The sequence below is a fragment of the Teichococcus deserti genome (assembly GCF_001982615.1).
In the GTDB taxonomy this organism is placed as follows: domain Bacteria; phylum Pseudomonadota; class Alphaproteobacteria; order Acetobacterales; family Acetobacteraceae; genus Pseudoroseomonas; species Pseudoroseomonas deserti.
The window spans coordinates 1-15,181 of record NZ_MLCO01000238.1; the positions used below are offsets into that span (position 1 = coordinate 1).

Below are 15,181 nucleotides of genomic sequence, written 5' to 3' on the forward strand. Positions count from 1 at the left end.
CTTTGGGCGTGGGTGGGGTGGTGGCGCTGTTGGCGTGGCGCCAGGTGGGTGGCCATACCGGCGATGTGCTGGGCGCCTGTGCCGTGCTGGCGGAGCTTGCCGTGTTGAGCGTGTGCTTATGAATGCGGGGGTCCGGGGGAACTCAGTTCCCCCGGCGGGGTCAGGGGCGGAGCCCCTGCCTTAGACGGCGGCTTCCTTGAAGATTTTGGAGACGTCCTGCCCCCAGGCTTCCTGATAGCGCCGCAGCCAATGGTCCGCCTGGGTTTCCCCGCTGGCGACCACCGCGTCCACCGCGTCGAGGTGGCGTTCCTCGCCCAGGCCGCGGGCGCGGAGGCCGTCGCGGCTGATGGCGAGGACCTCGCGGGCCAGGTCACGCAGGGGTCGGTTCTGGAAGGGGGTGGTCAGGCCGCCTTCGGGGACGGCGATGCGCAGCGCCTGCACGGCCTCGACCGCCCAGGGGCGGACCAGGGAGGCGGCGGCCTTCTGGGCGGCGTCGTCGTAGAGCAGGCCGGTCCAGAAGGCGGAGAGGCCCACCATCATCTCCGGGCTGCCGGCGTCGGCGCCGCGCATCTCCAGGAAGCGCTTCAGCCGGACATCGGTGAAGACCGTGGTGACGTGGTCGGCCCAGTCGCCCATGGTGGCTTCCACCCCGGGGTGGCCCGGCAGGCCGCGCGCCATGAAGTCCCGGAAGGTCGAGCCGGTGGCGTCGATCCAGGCGCCGTCCCGCATGATGAAGTACATCGGCACGTCGAGGACATGCTGGACGAAGCGCTCGAAGCCGAAGCCCTGCTCGAAGACCACGGCCGGGATGCCGGTGCGGTCGGGGTCGGTCTCGGTCCAGACGCGGCCGCGGAGCGTGCGCAGGCCGGAGGGCCTGCCCTCGCGGAAGGGGGAATTGGCGAAGAGCGCGGTGGCCAGCGGCTGCAGCGCCAGGCTGACGCGCAGCTTCTCGACCATGTCGGCCTCGTCGCCGAAGTCGAGGTTCACCTGCACGGTGCAGGTGCGCAGCATCATGTCGAGGCCCATGGCACCGACCCGCGGCATGTATTGCCGCATGATGGCGTAGCGGCCCTTCGGCATCCAGGGCATGTCCTCGCGCCTGGCCAGCGGATGGAAGCCGAGCGGCGCGAAGCCGATGCCCATCGGCCCGGCGACCAGGCGGGTTTCGGCCAGGTGGTCGGCGAGCTCGGCGGCGGTGCCGTGCAGGTCTTCCAGCGGCGCGCCTGACAGCTCGAACTGGCCGCCCGGCTCCAGGCTGATCGAGGCGCCGCCGCGCTTCAGCCCGATCGGGTTGCCGCGGTCGAGGATCGGCTCCCAGCCGCGCGCGGTCAGGCCGTCGAGGATGGCGCGGATGCCGTCGGGCTCATAGGCCGGGGCCTCGAGCCCGGCATGGCGGAAGCCGAATTTCTCGTGCTCGGTGCCGATGCGCCAGTCGGCGCGGGGCTTGCTGCCGACCGCGAACCATTCGGCCAGCTGGCGCAGGGAGGTGATCGGCGTGAGATCGGCCTCGCCGGGATTGGACATGCATACCTTCCATGCGCCCCCGCGCGGGGCACCGCCCGGGCGTGATTCGGCTTGATCGAGAAAAGAATAGTCAGGAGGGAGCGGCCCAGTCCCCCGCCAATGCCTGCAGCACGGCGAGTCCCGAAACCGCTGCCGTCTCCGCCCGCAGAATCCGCGGGCCGAGCGCAGCCGGTGAAACAAAGGGACGCCGGCGCACGGCGTCAAGCTCCTGGTCGGTGAAACCGCCCTCCGGCCCGACCAGAAGCCCGAGCGGCGGGCGGCGGCCGGCCAGAACCACGCTGAGCGGCCGTGCATTGCTGCGCGCATCGCCGACCAGCAGCGGGGCGCCGTCCCAGGCGTCGAGGGCGCGGTGCAGGTCGAGCGGCTCGGCGATGACGGGCAGGTCCAGCCGCTCGCATTGCTCGGCCGCCTCGCGGGCGATGCTGGCCAGCCGTTCGAGGTTGACCCGGCCGATGACGCAGCGGGCGGTGAAGACCGGCTGGATGCTCCGCACGCCGAGCTCGGTCGCCTTCTCGACGATCCAGTCCATGGCGTCGCGCTTCACCGGGGCCAGCAGCAGCCGCAGGTCGGGGCCGGAGGCCTGGGGGCGCAGCAGGGTCTCCGGCGTGAAGACGGCGCGGTCCTTCCTGATGGAGGAAATCCGCGCCTGCCACTCGCCGTCGCGGCCGTTGAACAGGGTGACGGCGTCGCCCGGGCCCTTGCGCATGACCTGGCCGAGATAGTGGCCCTGGCCCGGCAAAGCCGGCGCTTCCTGGCCCGCCGCCAGATCGGCGTCGACATAGAGGCGTGGGGTGGACATGGGGCGCTCCGGCGAGGCTAATGACGTTCGTGATTCCGCATACCGATATCCGCGCGCTCGGCTGGGTCGCGCAACTCCCCCTGGGTCTGAGGCCCTATGCGCTGCTGATGCGGCTGGACCGGCCGATCGGCTCCTGGCTGCTCTTCCTGCCGGCGCTCTGGGCCTTCGCCCTGGCCGCCCCGGACCTCGCGACGGGGCTGTGGCTGGGGGTGCTGTTCGGCATCGGCTCGGTGGTCATGCGCGGCGCCGGCTGCGTGGTCAACGACCTCTGGGACCGCGACCTGGACCGCCAGGTGACGCGCACCGCCGGGCGGCCGCTGGCCTCGGGCGCGGTGCGGCCCCGGCAGGCGCTGGCCTTCCTCGGCCTGCTGCTGGCCATCGGGCTGGCCATCCTGCTGCAGCTGAACCCGCTATGCTGGGTGCTGGGCGTGGTCTCGCTGGTGCCCGTTGCGCTGTATCCGCTGGCCAAGCGGGTCACCGACTTCCCGCAGGCGGTCCTCGGCCTGACCTTCTCCTGGGGCGCGCCGATGGGCTATGCGGCGGCGACCGGGCGGCTGGATGCGCCGGGGCTGCTGCTCTACGCCGCGGCCTTTCTCTGGATCCTCGGCTACGACACCATCTATGCCCATCAGGACCGCGAGGACGACGCCCTGGTCGGCGTGCGCAGCACCGCCCGCCGCTTCGGCGAGAACACCCGTCCCTTCCTGATCGCCTGCTATGCCGGGGCTGTCGCGCTGCTGCTGGCGGCGGGCCAGGCCGCCGGCCTGGGCGCGCTGTTCTTCGCCGCCATGCTGGCGCCGGCCGGCCTGCTGGCCTGGCAGATCGGCCGCCTCGACATCCACGACCCGGCCCTGTGCCTGAAGCTGTTCCAGCGCAACCGCGAGGTCGGGCTGCTGGTCGGCCTGGCCTTCCTGCTCGGGCGGATCGTGCCCTGAACGACGCAGCCCGCTTCATCGCCGCGCACACGGCGCTGGCCCGCCCGGCTTTGGTGCCGGAGGTCGAGCTGCACCTCGCCACCGAGATCACCCCGATCTGGCAGGCCAGCGAGACCTGGCTGTCCAGCCGCAACATCGAGCCGCCCTTCTGGGCCTTCGCCTGGCCCGGCAGCCAGGTGCTGGCGCGGCTGATCCTGGACGGGACCATCGAAGTCGCCGGGCAGCGCGTGCTCGACTTCGCCGCCGGCGGGGGGCTCGCCGCCATCGCTGCCGCCCGCGCCGGGGCGGCCGTCGTCGAGGCGGCCGAGATCGACCCGCTGGCCATTGCGGCAACCCGGCTGAACGCGGCGCATAACGGGGTGGCGGTCGCGGCCGACACCGGCGACGTGGTCGGCGCCCCGCGGCGCTGGGACACCGTCATGGCCGGCGACGTCTGCTACGAGGCGCCGATGACCGGGCACATCATGCCCTGGCTGCGGCGGCTGGCGGCCGAAGGAGCCACCGTGCTGATCGCCGATCCGGGGCGGGCCTATCTGCCGAAAGACGGGCTCACCCCCATCGCCACGATGCGGGTGCCCACCACGCGGGAGCTGGAGGATCGGGACTTCCGGGACGTGACCATCTTTCGGGTCACCCCCTGAACAAAAAGAAAGGCTGGGGGAAGGAATTCCCCCGGGCCCCCATCTTTTTTCTGGTCTTCAGGCCGGGTTCAGCGCCTCACGCTCGGCAGGCGTCAGGTCGATCCATTTCAGCTGCTCGTCCAGCGGGAACACCATCGGCTCCGCCAAGCCCACATCATCCACCGGCGTCACCGCCAGCACCCGCGAGCCATCGGGCATGAAGAAGGGACGCGCCTTGGGCGGCACGTTCCAGCTGTGGCGCCGCCCGGCCTCGTCGGCCACCACCCAGCGGCCATTGTCGGCCTGCAGCAGCTCCGCCTGGACGGGACGCATCCGCCGGCCCGACAGCTGCTTGCGCAGCCGGCCGCGCAACGCCGCATTCGTCATCCAGTAGCGCAACCCGCCCAGCAGCGCCGCCAGCGCGCCGAAGACCAGCACCGCCGCGCAGGCCAGCCGGTTCCACAGCATGTCCAGCCCGAGCGAGGTGCTGACCCATTCCGGATGCGCCGGGTCATACATGACCTCCACGTCATAATTGCCGCTGTGGGCATCGACGAAGAAGTAATGCGCGCTGCGCTGCACCGGCGTCATGCCATCCGGGCGGATGGTCAGGGTGACGTCGCAGGTGGTGAGCACGATCTTGGTGCGGCACCGCCCGTCCGACACCCGCCCCGTATTCGACGGCTGCGCGGTGTCGCGGATCAGGTAGTCGGTGCGCAGGCTGGGCGCGATGCCCAGCCCGACCCAGGCGCCGAGACCCGCCGCGCCCGCCAGGCACAGCAGCAGGATCCACAACGCCCGCATGGTGGTGACCGGCGGCTTCACGGTCAGCGGCCGGTCCGGGAGAGAAATGGCTTGTGTCATCGCTGCCCCGGTTAATCCCGTTGCGACCTGCGAGGAATGGCCACGACTCGTTTCTCACCGCCTCGTGTCGCGCTGGAAAAGCGCCTCACGCAAGCGTGGTCGGTGCCATGCCGGCAAAGCGCAGAATGGCGCAGCTTCCTTGCCAGGAGGTGTGCCGTGGACAGCGAATCGTGCCGTCCACGGCAGCGGCTCAGGCGGCCTCGGTCAGCCCCCGTTCGGCGACCAGCCGGAGGTGCTGGTCGGTCTCGCCAAACTGGCTGCCCAGCATGGTCAGCCGCTTGAAGTAGTGGCCGGCCTTGTACTCCATGGTCATGGCGATGCCGCCATGCAGCTGGATCGCCTCCTTGCCGATCAGCTCGGCCGAGCGGTTGATCAGCGCCTTGGCGGCCGCGATGGCGGGGCGGCGGGTGGCGGCATCCGGATGCTCGGCCATCATGGCGGCATACATCGCCATGGAGCGCGCCTGCTCCAGCGCCACCAGCATGTCGGCCGCCCGGTGCTGCACCGCCTGGAAGCTGCCGATCGTCGTGTTGAACTGCTTTCTCTGCTTCAGGTAGTCCAGCGTCAGCTCGTGCAGCGCCCCCATGGCGCCCACCGCCTCGGCGCAGAGGGCCGCCAGCGCGGCATCGACCACCCGCTCCATCAGCGGCAGGCCGGCGCCCGGCTCGCCCAGCAGCGCGTCCTGCGGCAGCAGCACGCTGTCGAAGGCGATCTCGGCGGCGCGCAGGTCGTCCTGGGTGGCATAGCCCCGGCGCGACACCCCCGCCGCCTTGGCGGGGACGACGAACAGGGAGATGCCGTCCCGGTCGCGGCGGCTGCCGGCGGTGCGGGCCGAGACGATCAGGTGGTCGGCGCTGTCGCCATGCAGCACCAGGCTCTTGGCGCCGTTCAGCAGCCAGCTGGAGCCGACGCGGCGGGCGGTGGTGGCGACGTCGAACAGGTCGTAGCGCGACTGCGCCTCGATCTGCGCGAAGGCCAGGGTGGTGCTGCCGTCGACGATGCCGGGGATCAGCGCCGCCTGCTGCGCCGCGCTGCCGCCGAAGCGGAGAAACCCACCGCCGAGCACGACGGTGGCGAGGTAGGGCTCCAGCACCAGCCCGCGGCCGAAGGTCTCCATGACGTTCATGGTGTCGACCGCCGAGCCGCCGAAGCCGCCCTGCTCCTCGCTGAACGGCAGGCCGAGCAGGCCGAGCTCGGCATACTGCGCCCAGAGCTTCGGGCTGTAGCCGCGGCTGTCGGCCTGATGCGTCTTCCGCTTCTCGAAGTCGCCGTAATTGTCCTGGATCAGCCGGTCGACGCTGTCCTTGAGCAGGCGCTGATCCTCGGTCAGATCGAAATCCATGGTGCTTCTCCTGGCGTCGCGCCGCTTACAGACCGAGGAAGGCCTTGGCGATGATGTTGCGCTGGATCTCGTTCGAGCCGCCGTAGATCGACACCTTGCGGTAGTTGAAGAACTGCGGCGCGACGGCCTCCGCCCAGTCCGGCCCGACCGGGGGGGCGTTGTGCGAATGCTCAGGGCTAGCGGCGGCGAAGGGGCCGGCGACGGTCATCATCAGCTCCGTCGTCATCTGCTGGATCTCGGACCCCTTGATCTTCAGGATCGAGGAGGTCGGGTCCGGCTTGTCCGAGGCGCGGTGCCGTTGCGCCGCCACCATCCGCATCTGGGTGATCTCCAGCGCCTTCAGCTCGATCTCGGCGATGGCGATGCGGCGGCGGAAATCGGCGTCGTCCCAGAGCATGCCCTCGCCGCTGGGCGTCTCCTTCGCCCGCGCCTTGACCAGCTCGAGCTTCTCCTTGGAGAAGCCGATGCGGGCGATGTTGGTGCGCTCGTTGGACAGCAGGAACTTGGCGTAGTCCCAGCCCTTGTTCTCCTCGCCGACCAGGTTCTCGACGGGAACCTTGACGTCGTCGAAGAAGACCTCGTTGACCTCATGCGCGCCGTCGATGGTGATGATCGGGCGCACGGTGATGCCCGGCGTCTTCATATCCACCAGCAGGAAGGAGATGCCCTGCTGCTTCTTCGCTGCGGGGTCGGTGCGGACGAGAAGGAAGATCCAGTCGGCATATTGCCCGAGGGTGGTCCAGGTCTTCTGCCCGTTGACCACGTAGTGGTCGCCCTCGCGCTTCGCCGAGGTCTTCAGGCTGGCCAGATCCGAGCCGGCGCCGGGCTCGGAGAAGCCCTGGGCCCACCAGATGTCCAGGCTGGCGGTGGCGGGCAGGAATTTTTCTTTCTGTTGCTGCGACCCGAAATTGGCGATCACGGGGCCGACCATGGCCACGTTGAAGGACAGCGGCATCGGCACCGCGTTGAACTGCACCTCCTCGACATAGAGGTAGCGCTGCACGGGCGTCCAATCCTTGCCGCCCCATTCGACCGGCCAGTTCGGCGTGGCCAGCCCCTCGGCATGCAGGATGCGGTGGGATGCGGCGATCTCGTCGCGCGACAGGTGGCGGCCTTCGCTGACCTTCTGCCGGATCTCGGCCGGGATCTTCTCGCGGAAGGTTTTTCTCAGTCCGTCGCGGAAGGCGATTTCCTCGGGCGTGTGGCGGAGCTCCATGGCGCGGTTCCCTCAGCAGATCTCGAAGAGCGCCGCGGCACCCATGCCGGTGGCGACGCACATGGTGACGACGGCGCGCTTCACGCCACGGCGCTGTCCTTCCAGCAGGGCATGGCCGACCAGCCGCGCGCCGCTCATGCCGAAGGGATGGCCGATCGAGATGGCGCCGCCATTCACGTTCAGCTTCTCCTGCGGGATGCCGAGGCGGTCGCGGCAATAGATCGACTGGCTGGCGAAGGCCTCGTTCAGCTCCCAAAGGTCGATATCAGCGACCGTCAGCCCCTGGCGCTGCAGCAGGCGGGGGACGGCGAAGACCGGGCCGATGCCCATTTCCTCCGGCTCGCAGCCGGCGCTGGCGAAGCCGCGGAAGATGCCGAGCGGCTTCAGGCCGCGGCGCTTCGCCTCCTCGGCCGACATGACGACGCAGGCGCTGGCGCCGTCCGAGAGTTGGCTGGCATTGCCGGCGGTGATGAACCTGCCCTCGTGCACGGGCTTGAGCTTCGCCAGCCCCTCCAGCGTGGTGTCGGCGCGGTTGCCCTCGTCCCTGTCGAACAGCTTGCTGTGCTTCGACACCTCGCCGGTCGCCTTGTCGGTCACCGCATAGGTGACCTCCATCGGCGCGATCTCCTCGGCGAAGAGGTTCGCCGCCTGGGCCGCCGCGGTGCGCTGCTGGCTCATGAGGGAGAACTCGTCCTGCGCCTGGCGGGAGATGCCGTAGCGTTCCGCCACCAGGTCGGCGGTCTCGATCATGCTGTCGTAGAGATGCGGCCGGTGCTCGGCCAGCCAGGGGTTGCGGGACGCGGCGCGGTCGACCTTCGGCACCGTCAGGCTGATCGATTCCAGCCCGCCGGCGACGGCGACATCGACGCCGTCCAGCATGACGCGGCGCGCCGCCGCGGCGATGGCATCCAGCCCCGAGGCGCAGAAGCGGCTGACCACCAGGGCCGCCGTCTCCACCGGCAGGCCGGCGCGCAGCAGCCCGGCGCGGGCAATGTTGCCGCCGGTCGCGCCCTCCGGATAGCCGACCCCCATGGTCACCTCTTCCACCGCCTGCGCCTCGACGCCGGCGCGCTCCAGGGCGTGGCGGATGGCATGCGCCGCCATCTCCGCCCCATGGGTGATGTTCAGGCTGCCGCGCGCCGCACGGCCGATCGGCGTGCGGGCGGTGGCGACGATGACAGCGTCCCTCATCAGGTCATTTCCTTGTCGTTGGCCGCCTGGGCGGCTTCCTCTTCCTCGCGCAGCCGGGCTGCCAGCAGCTTGCCGGCCGGCGACCGCGGCAGCGCCGAGCGCAGCTCCAGCGCGGCGGGCATCTCGTGGCGGCCGATGCGGTCGGCCAGGAAGCCGCGCATCGCGTCGAGCGTCATGACGGGGGCGCCGTCGCGCAGCTTGACGAAGGCCTTGGCCGCCTGGCCGCGATAGGCGTCGGGCACGCCGATGACGAGGCATTCCTCGACATCCGGATGCTCGTAGACCGCCTGCTCGATGGCGGCCGGATAGACGTTGAAGCCGGAGGAAATGATCATGTTCTTCCGCCGGTCGACCAGCGTGAAATAGCCGCGCTCGTCCATCCAGCCGAGGTCGCCGGTCAGGAACCAGCCATCGCGGAACCCCGCCGCCTGGGGCTGCTTCCAGTAACCCACAAACACATTCGGGCCGCGCACGGCCAGCTCGCCATGCTCGCCCGGCAGCAGGGCGCGGTCGGGATCGTCCATGGCGACGACGCGCAGCTCGACGCCGGGCAGCGGCAGGCCGATCACCCCGGGGCGGCGCGGCCCGTCGGGGGTCAGCCGCGCGCCGGCCGGGGCGGTCTCGGTCATGCCCCAGCCGCCGCCGATGCGACAGGACAGAAGATGCTCGAGGCGCTGCTGCACCTCGAAGGGCATCGGCGCGCCGCCGGAGGAGCATTGCTGCAGGCTGGACAGGTCGCGCAGCCCGACCCCTGCCATGTTCAGGATGGCGATCCACATGGTGGGGACGCCGGGGAAGTTGGTGATGCCGTGGCGCTCGATCTCGCCCACCGCCTGCTCCACCTCGAAGCGGGGATAGAGGTAGAGCGTGTTGCCGTCGGCCAGATGCCGCAGGAAGACCGCCGACAGCGCATAGATATGGAACAGCGGCAGCACGCCGAGCACGCGCTGGCTGCCGGGGGGCGGCGTCTCGGCATCGCGCCAGGCGCGGTAGATGCTGACGGCGGCGGTCAGGTTGCGGTGCGTCAGCATCGCGCCCTTCGGCCCGCCGGTGGTGCCGCCGGTGTATTGCAGCAGCGCCAGATTGTCCTCGCCGAGGCCCGGCCAGTCTTTCAATGGCTCAGCTAGGGGAATTGGAAGGAAATCGGGCTGGGCGGGGGCGCGGGCGCCGCCCCATTCGGCGTCGCGCGCCAGATAGGCGCGGGCGATGCCGCCTTCCTTCAGCAGCCGCAGCGCGTTGGGCAGCAGGGTCGGGAAGTCGACGGTGATCAGCCGCTCGGCGCCGCTGTCCTCGATCTTGTGCAGCAGCTCACGCGGGGCATCGAGCGGCGACAGATGCACCACCACGCCCCCCGCCCGCAGCACGCCGAAGAAGCAGGCCGGGTGCCAGGGCGTGTTGGGCAGGTAGAGCGCGACGCGCTCGCCCGGCTGCAGCCCGTCGGCGATCAGCCCGGCGGCGATGCGGTCGGCCATCGCCCGCAGCGCCAGGAAGGAGACGCTGCGCTCGCGATAGACCAGGGCTGCCTTGCCGCCATGCTCGGCCGCGGCGCGGTCGAGCAGGGCGGTCAGCGTGCCGGTCTCGATCGGCGCGTCCCAGCGGCAGCCGGGCGGGTAGGAAGCCTCCCAGGGGTGCACGGGCGTCAGGCGGCCTTGGCCTGCGCCGCCAGCGCCGAGAAGCCCTGGCCCTCGGCGGCGAGGCGGGCCAGCAGCGGCGCCGGCTGCAGCGTCGCGTCGCCGGTCTGCGCGGCATAGACAGACAGCCGCTCGGCGACCTTCGCCAGGCCGACCGCATCGGCATGGTGCATCGGCCCGCCCTTCCAGGCCGGCCAGTTGTAGCCATAGAGCCAGACGACATCGATATCGCCCGGCCGCGCCGCGATGCCTTCCTCGAGGATGCGGGCACCCTCGTTGATCATCGGATAGATCAGCCGCTCGGTGATCTCCTGCTGAGAAATCTGCCGGCGGGCGATGCCCTGCGCGGCCGAGGCGCGCTCGATCAGCGCCTGCACCTCGGCGTCCGGCTGGCCGGTGCGCGCCCCTTCCGGATAGGCGTAGTAGCCGCGGCCGGTCTTCTGGCCGAGCCGCCCGGCCTCGCAGAGCGCGTCCGCCACCACGGCGCGGGTGCCATTGGCCTTGCGGATGCGCCAGCCGATGTCGAGGCCGGCCAGGTCCGCCATGGCGAAGGGCCCCATGCGGAAGCCGAAATCGGTCAGGGCCTTGTCGACCTCGGCGGGGCTGGCGCCTTCCAGCAGCAGCCGCTCGGCCTGGGCCGTGCGGCGCGACAGCATGCGGTTGCCGACGAAGCCGTAGCAGACGCCGACGACGACCGGAACCTTCTTCAGTTTGCGCGCGATGTCGACGGCGGTGGCCAGGGCGGTGGGCGACGTCTTTTCCGCGCGGACGATTTCCAGCAGCTTCATGACATTGGCCGGGCTGAAGAAATGCATGCCCAGCACGTCATCGGCGCGGCCGCTGGCGGCGGCCATGGCGTCGATGTCGAGGTAAGACGTGTTGCTCGCCAGCACCGTCCCGGGCTTCGTGATCGTGCCCAGTTTCGCGAAAATCTCTTTCTTCAGCTCCAGCTCCTCGAAGACCGCCTCGATGACCAGGTCGGCCTCCGACGCCGCCTCCAGCCCGACAGCACCTTCGATCAGCGCCAGGCGCTGCGCGCGGGCTTCCTCGGTCAGGCTGCCGCGTTTGACCGAGACGGCGTAGATCTCGGCGATGCGCTTCTGGCCGCGCGCCAGGGCCTCGGCATCGGTCTCGATCATCCGCACCGGAATGCCGGCATTGGCGAAATTCATGGCGATGCCGCCGCCCATGGTGCCGGCGCCCAGCACCGCCGCCCGCGCCACCGGCCGCGCGCGGGCGTCCTTCGGCTGGCCGGGGATGCGGGCGGCCTCGCGCTCGGCAAAGAAGACATGGCGCAGCGCCTTGCTGCGCGGATCGTCGCGCAGCGCCACGAAGAAGTCGCGCTCCGCCTGCAGCGCGGCGGGCATCGGCAGGTCGAAGCTGTTGCGCACCGACTGGATGATGGCGGCGACCTGCGGCTCCTCGGCGGCGCGGCGGGCCAGGGCCTCCGCCGCCTTCTCGAAGGCCTCGCGCGCGCCGGGGGCGTCCAGCCTGCCGCGGTCGGCGTCGATCGGCGCGGGCAGCGGGCCGGCGGCCAGCTGCCGCACGGTGTCTTTCGCGGCGGCCAGCAGGTCCCCCTCGATCAGCGCCGCGGCCAGGCCGAGCTCCACGGCGCGGCGGGCATCCACCGGCTCGCCCGAGGCGATCATCGGCAGCGCCCGGTCGGCGCCGATCAGCCGCGGGGTGCGCAGCGTGCCGCCGGCGCCGGGCAGGATGCCGAGCTTCACCTCCGGCAGGCCGAGCTGCGCCCGCGGCCCGACCAGCCGGGCGTGGCAGCCGAGCGCCAGCTCCAGCCCGCCGCCGAAGGCGACGCCCTGGATGGCGGCGACCAGCGGCTTGCTGCTGGCCTGCATCGCCAGGATGACCTCGCCGAGGGCGGGCGGCACCGGCGGGCGGCCGAATTCGGTGATGTCGGCGCCGGCGACGAAGGCGCGGCCGGCGCCTTCCAGCACCAGGCCGATCACCGCGTCGTCGGCGAGCGCGCGCGCCAGCGCCGCCTGCACGCCCTGGCGGACATCGGCGGAGAGCGCATTGACCGGCGCATGGTCGATGGTGGCGACGGCGATGCCGTCCTCGACCCGGTAGGACACGGTTCCGGCCATGGCTTTCTCCCCCTTGCTTGGCAAGCGCCGCGGCGCTTATTCTGCAGTGCAGAATTCAGTTCTGCATTTGGTGGATATCGGTCGCCCAAACCACGCGGCGCGTCAAGCCACCGCCTTTGTTCCGGATGCCTGCCGATGCCCCGCCAACGCCGCCCTCGCGATGCCGACGACGCCCTGCCCGCCAGCGAGGACCGGCATTTCGTCACCGCCCTGGCCCGCGGGCTGGAGGTGCTGGGCTGCTTCCGCCGCGGCGAGGCGCTGCTGGGCAACCAGGAGATCGCCGCCCGCACCGGCCTGCCGAAATCCACCGTCTCACGCCTGACCCACACGCTGACGGAGCTCGGCTTCCTGCACCATGCGCCGGCCGTCGGGCGCTACCGTCTGGGCATGGCGGTGCTGTCGCTGGGCAGCGCCATGCTGGGCGGGCTGGACATCCGCCGCATCGCCCGTCCCCTGCTGCAGACCCTGGCGACCGAGACGCACAGCATCGTGGCGCTGGGCAGCCGCGACCGCATGGGCATGGTCTATCTGGAGCTGGCCCGCGGCGACGCCGCCGTCGCCGTCAACCTGGAGGCCGGGTCGCGCATCTCGCTGACCAACAGCGCCATGGGCCGCGCCTGGCTGGCCGCGGCGACGCCGGCCGACCGCGCCGCGTTGATCCCCCAGGCCCGCGACCCGGCGAAGCTCGAGGCGACCATCGGCCGGGCGCTGGCCGAGCAGGCGGAGTTCGGCTGCTGCTGCTCCTTCGGCGACTGGCAGCCCGACGTGAACGCCATCGCCATGGGCTTCCAGCCGGGCGGCGGGCTGCCGCCGATGGTGGTGAATTGCGGCGCGCCCTCCTTCCTGGTCTCGCCGGAATACCTGCTGCAGGAGGCGCGGCCGCGGCTGCGCGCGGTGGTGCAGAAGCTGGAGCATTGCATGGACCTGGCGATGACCGCCTGAGGGAACGGGGTTGATGCGCGCGGCCCTGATCCGCCATTTCCCGACGGCGATCGCCCCGGGCATCTGCTACGGCCGGCTCGACTTGGCGCCGGGCGATGGCGATGTCGCGGCGCTGCGGCAGGGCCTCGTCGCGGCGGGGCTCGATGCGGCGCCGATCTTCAGCAGCCCGGCCCGCCGCTGCCGGGCGCTGGCGGAAGCGCTCGCCGCGGGCGGGCCGGTGACCTTCGACGAGCGCCTGCTGGAGCTGGATTTCGGCGACTGGGAAGGCATCGCCTGGGACGACATTCCCCGCGCCGATTTCGATGCCTGGGCGGCCGATGTGGAAAGCAACGCGCCCCCCGGCGGCGAGTCAGGCGCCGCCCTGCGCGCCCGCGTCGCGGCCTTCCATGCGGCGCTGCCCGGGCGTAGCGTGGTGGTCGGCCATGGCGGCCCGCTGAAGCTGCTGGCCGCCCTGCTGCGCGGCGAGACGCCTGGCCTGCTGACCCCCGCCCAGCCGATGGGCGCGCTGGTCCTGGCCCCACCGGAGGAATGCTGATGCTCGACGCCGTCATCCTGCCGCGCAGCCACGACATCGGCGGCTTCGAGGTGCGCCGCGCCCTGCCGGCGAAGGAGCGCCGGATGATCGGCCCCTTCATCTTCTTCGACCAGATGGGTCCCGGCGAATTCCTGACCGGCCAGGGGCTGGACGTGCGGCCGCATCCGCATATCGGGCTGGCGACCGTCACCTACCTGTTCCAGGGCAGCATCATCCACCGCGACAGCGTCGGCTCCCGCCAGGCGATCGCGCCGGGCGACGTCAACTGGATGACCGCCGGCCAGGGCATCGCCCATTCCGAGCGCAGCGACGCCGCCAGCCGGGCGCAGCCGCAGCCGCTCTACGGCATCCAGTCCTGGGTCGCCCTGCCGGCGGCACTGGAAGAAACGGCGCCGCGCTTCGCCCACCACGCCGCGGCCGAGTTGCCGAAGCTCGAGGATGGCGGCGCCCGCCTGCGCCTGATCGCCGGCGAGGCCTTCGGCCAGCGCGCGCCCGTCGAGACGCTCTGGCCGCTGTTCTATGCCGATGCCGCGCTGGACCCCGGCGCCCGCCTGCCATTGCCGGACGGGCATGAGGAACGCGGCGTCTATCTGCTGGAAGGCTCGCTGCAGATCGCCGGCGACCTCCACGAGGCCGGCCGGATGCTGGTGTTCCGCGCGGGCGACCGCATCACCCTGCAGGCCGGGCCATCGGGGGCGCGGCTGCTGCTGCTGGGCGGCGCCGTGATGGACGGGCCGCGCTTCCTCTTCTGGAACTTCGTCTCCTCGCGCCGCGACCGGATCGAGCAGGCCAAGGCCGACTGGCAGGCCGGCCGCTTCGCTGGCGTGCCCGAGGATCCCGGCCCGCCGATCCCGCTGCCCGAGCCTTTGCGCATCCGCGCCGGCACCACGGACACCCCGCGTTAAGGGCAGCCCGCCAGCATCCCGCGCCATCCACCGGCCGGGTCTTTCTTTCAGTCATGCAGCGCCTGTCGCACCCGTCGGGACCCGGCTGACCGCGCCATGCGGCCCCGCATCCGCGCCTTGGTGGTGGAGGAGGAAGCGGCGCCCCGCCAGGCGCTGGCCGCCATCCTGGCCGCCGACCCGGCCATCCAGGCGATGACCGCCGCCGACCCGCTGGCCGCCGCCCGCCAGCTGGAGCGCGACCCGCCCGACGTCATCCTGCTGGACGCCGCGCCGCCGCGGAGCGACGGGCTGGCGGCGCTGAAGCGCGCCTTGGCCCGCCGGGCGCTGCCGGTGGTGCTGTGCCTGGGCGCCTCGGCCCTGCCCGGGCTGCCGGCCATCCTGCTGGCCCTGGCCGAGGGCGAAGTGACCGAGGTGCTGCTGAAGCCCCCGCCCGACGCGGCCGCGGACGAGCGGGAAGAGATCCGCGAGCGGGTGCGGGCGGCGGCGGAAAGCGGACTGCCACGGCCGCCGCCGCTCGGCCCGCCGGGACCCGCGCCGCCGGCGCCGAGGCCCGCGGTGATCTGCCTGGGCGCCGC

The 15,181-nt window shown here is 71.6% G+C and carries 15 protein-coding genes; 7 read left to right on the top strand and 8 right to left on the bottom strand.

Annotated elements, in window-relative coordinates:
* The first annotated feature begins 20 nt into the window (after window positions 1-20).
* The gene (locus BKE38_RS33420) at window positions 21-122 is read left to right on the top strand and encodes an adenosylcobinamide-GDP ribazoletransferase (protein ID WP_278247638.1); all 102 of its coding nucleotides are present in this window, start codon (window positions 21-23) and stop codon (window positions 120-122) included.
* A gap of 58 nt (window positions 123-180) precedes the next feature.
* On the opposite strand, the gene BKE38_RS21810 is transcribed toward BKE38_RS33420, so the two are convergent.
* Together BKE38_RS21810 and BKE38_RS21815 are read right to left on the bottom strand one after the other, a co-directional pair.
* Window positions 181-1,524 (bottom strand): glutamate--cysteine ligase, encoded by a 1,344-nt coding sequence (locus tag BKE38_RS21810; RefSeq protein WP_076959349.1) that lies wholly within the window; start codon window positions 1,522-1,524, stop codon window positions 181-183.
* 70 nt (window positions 1,525-1,594) lie between these two features.
* Window positions 1,595-2,323: a 16S rRNA (uracil(1498)-N(3))-methyltransferase gene (locus tag BKE38_RS21815; protein ID WP_076959350.1), complete on the bottom strand. Its 729-nt coding sequence runs from the start codon at window positions 2,321-2,323 to the stop codon at window positions 1,595-1,597.
* Window positions 2,324-2,343: 20 nt separating this feature from the next.
* Between BKE38_RS21815 and ubiA the strand changes: the two genes are divergently transcribed.
* Entirely contained in the window at window positions 2,344-3,258 is a 915-nt protein-coding gene (gene ubiA / locus BKE38_RS21820; RefSeq protein ID WP_076959351.1) for a 4-hydroxybenzoate octaprenyltransferase, read from the top strand.
* Complete coding sequence (locus BKE38_RS21825; protein ID WP_076959361.1) at window positions 3,255-3,899, top strand: class I SAM-dependent methyltransferase; 645 nt, start codon at window positions 3,255-3,257, stop codon at window positions 3,897-3,899. The genes ubiA and BKE38_RS21825 overlap by 4 nt, the downstream gene beginning before the upstream one ends.
* A gap of 57 nt (window positions 3,900-3,956) precedes the next feature.
* Here the strand turns inward: BKE38_RS21825 and BKE38_RS21830 are convergent, their stop codons facing one another.
* The 6 genes from BKE38_RS21830 to BKE38_RS21855 all read right to left on the bottom strand — a co-directional run bounded on the left by BKE38_RS21830 (window position 3,957) and on the right by BKE38_RS21855 (window position 12,224).
* A complete protein-coding gene (locus BKE38_RS21830; RefSeq protein ID WP_131829679.1) occupies window positions 3,957-4,742 on the bottom strand; it encodes a hypothetical protein in 786 nt (261 codons plus the stop codon).
* Window positions 4,743-4,932: 190 nt separating this feature from the next.
* On the bottom strand, window positions 4,933-6,084 hold the full coding sequence (locus tag BKE38_RS21835) for an acyl-CoA dehydrogenase family protein (RefSeq protein WP_076959353.1): 1,152 nt from the start codon (window positions 6,082-6,084) through the stop codon (window positions 4,933-4,935).
* Between the two features lie 25 nt (window positions 6,085-6,109).
* Window positions 6,110-7,300 (bottom strand): acyl-CoA dehydrogenase family protein, encoded by a 1,191-nt coding sequence (locus BKE38_RS21840; RefSeq protein ID WP_076959354.1) that lies wholly within the window; start codon window positions 7,298-7,300, stop codon window positions 6,110-6,112.
* A gap of 12 nt (window positions 7,301-7,312) precedes the next feature.
* Window positions 7,313-8,491 carry an acetyl-CoA C-acyltransferase gene (locus tag BKE38_RS21845; RefSeq protein ID WP_076959355.1) on the bottom strand — a complete coding sequence of 393 codons (1,179 nt, stop codon included), beginning with the start codon at window positions 8,489-8,491 and terminating at the stop codon, window positions 7,313-7,315.
* A complete protein-coding gene (locus BKE38_RS21850) occupies window positions 8,491-10,125 on the bottom strand; it encodes an AMP-binding protein (RefSeq protein WP_076959356.1) in 1,635 nt (544 codons plus the stop codon). Before BKE38_RS21850 ends, BKE38_RS21845 begins: the two co-directional genes overlap by 1 nt.
* 5 nt (window positions 10,126-10,130) lie before the next feature.
* Window positions 10,131-12,224, bottom strand: coding sequence for a 3-hydroxyacyl-CoA dehydrogenase NAD-binding domain-containing protein (locus tag BKE38_RS21855; RefSeq protein ID WP_076959357.1), 2,094 nt, complete (start codon window positions 12,222-12,224; stop codon window positions 10,131-10,133).
* 135 nt (window positions 12,225-12,359) lie between these two features.
* Here BKE38_RS21855 and BKE38_RS21860 point away from each other — a divergent pair, with 135 nt between their 5' ends.
* The 4 genes from BKE38_RS21860 to BKE38_RS21875 form a co-directional block, all read left to right on the top strand.
* Complete coding sequence (locus BKE38_RS21860) at window positions 12,360-13,166, top strand: IclR family transcriptional regulator (RefSeq protein ID WP_076959358.1); 807 nt, start codon at window positions 12,360-12,362, stop codon at window positions 13,164-13,166.
* Window positions 13,167-13,179: 13 nt separating this feature from the next.
* Entirely contained in the window at window positions 13,180-13,701 is a 522-nt protein-coding gene (locus BKE38_RS21865; RefSeq protein ID WP_076959359.1) for a histidine phosphatase family protein, read from the top strand.
* Window positions 13,701-14,606: a pirin family protein gene (locus BKE38_RS21870; RefSeq protein WP_242662537.1), complete on the top strand. Its 906-nt coding sequence runs from the start codon at window positions 13,701-13,703 to the stop codon at window positions 14,604-14,606. The genes BKE38_RS21865 and BKE38_RS21870 overlap by 1 nt, the downstream gene beginning before the upstream one ends.
* Before the next feature lie 96 nt (window positions 14,607-14,702).
* A partial coding sequence (locus tag BKE38_RS21875; RefSeq protein ID WP_131829680.1) for a response regulator occupies window positions 14,703-15,181 on the top strand: 479 nt, incomplete at its 3' end.

What these genes read in the sequence shown, in the direction of transcription:
- BKE38_RS21830 (WP_131829679.1), bottom strand. Translation starts at nt 4,742, where the DNA reads ATGACACAAGCCATTTCTCTCCCGGACCGGCCGCTGACCGTGAAGCCG.
- BKE38_RS21810 (WP_076959349.1), bottom strand. Translation starts at nt 1,524, where the DNA reads ATGTCCAATCCCGGCGAGGCCGATCTCACGCCGATCACCTCCCTGCGC.
- BKE38_RS21860 (WP_076959358.1), top strand. Translation starts at nt 12,360, where the DNA reads ATGCCCCGCCAACGCCGCCCTCGCGATGCCGACGACGCCCTGCCCGCC.
- BKE38_RS21840 (WP_076959354.1), bottom strand. Translation starts at nt 7,300, where the DNA reads ATGGAGCTCCGCCACACGCCCGAGGAAATCGCCTTCCGCGACGGACTG.
- BKE38_RS21835 (WP_076959353.1), bottom strand. Translation starts at nt 6,084, where the DNA reads ATGGATTTCGATCTGACCGAGGATCAGCGCCTGCTCAAGGACAGCGTC.
- BKE38_RS21855 (WP_076959357.1), bottom strand. Translation starts at nt 12,224, where the DNA reads ATGGCCGGAACCGTGTCCTACCGGGTCGAGGACGGCATCGCCGTCGCC.
- BKE38_RS21845 (WP_076959355.1), bottom strand. Translation starts at nt 8,491, where the DNA reads ATGAGGGACGCTGTCATCGTCGCCACCGCCCGCACGCCGATCGGCCGT.
- BKE38_RS21865 (WP_076959359.1), top strand. Translation starts at nt 13,180, where the DNA reads ATGCGCGCGGCCCTGATCCGCCATTTCCCGACGGCGATCGCCCCGGGC.
- ubiA (WP_076959351.1), top strand. Translation starts at nt 2,344, where the DNA reads ATGACGTTCGTGATTCCGCATACCGATATCCGCGCGCTCGGCTGGGTC.
- BKE38_RS21815 (WP_076959350.1), bottom strand. Translation starts at nt 2,323, where the DNA reads ATGTCCACCCCACGCCTCTATGTCGACGCCGATCTGGCGGCGGGCCAG.
- BKE38_RS21870 (WP_242662537.1), top strand. Translation starts at nt 13,701, where the DNA reads ATGCTCGACGCCGTCATCCTGCCGCGCAGCCACGACATCGGCGGCTTC.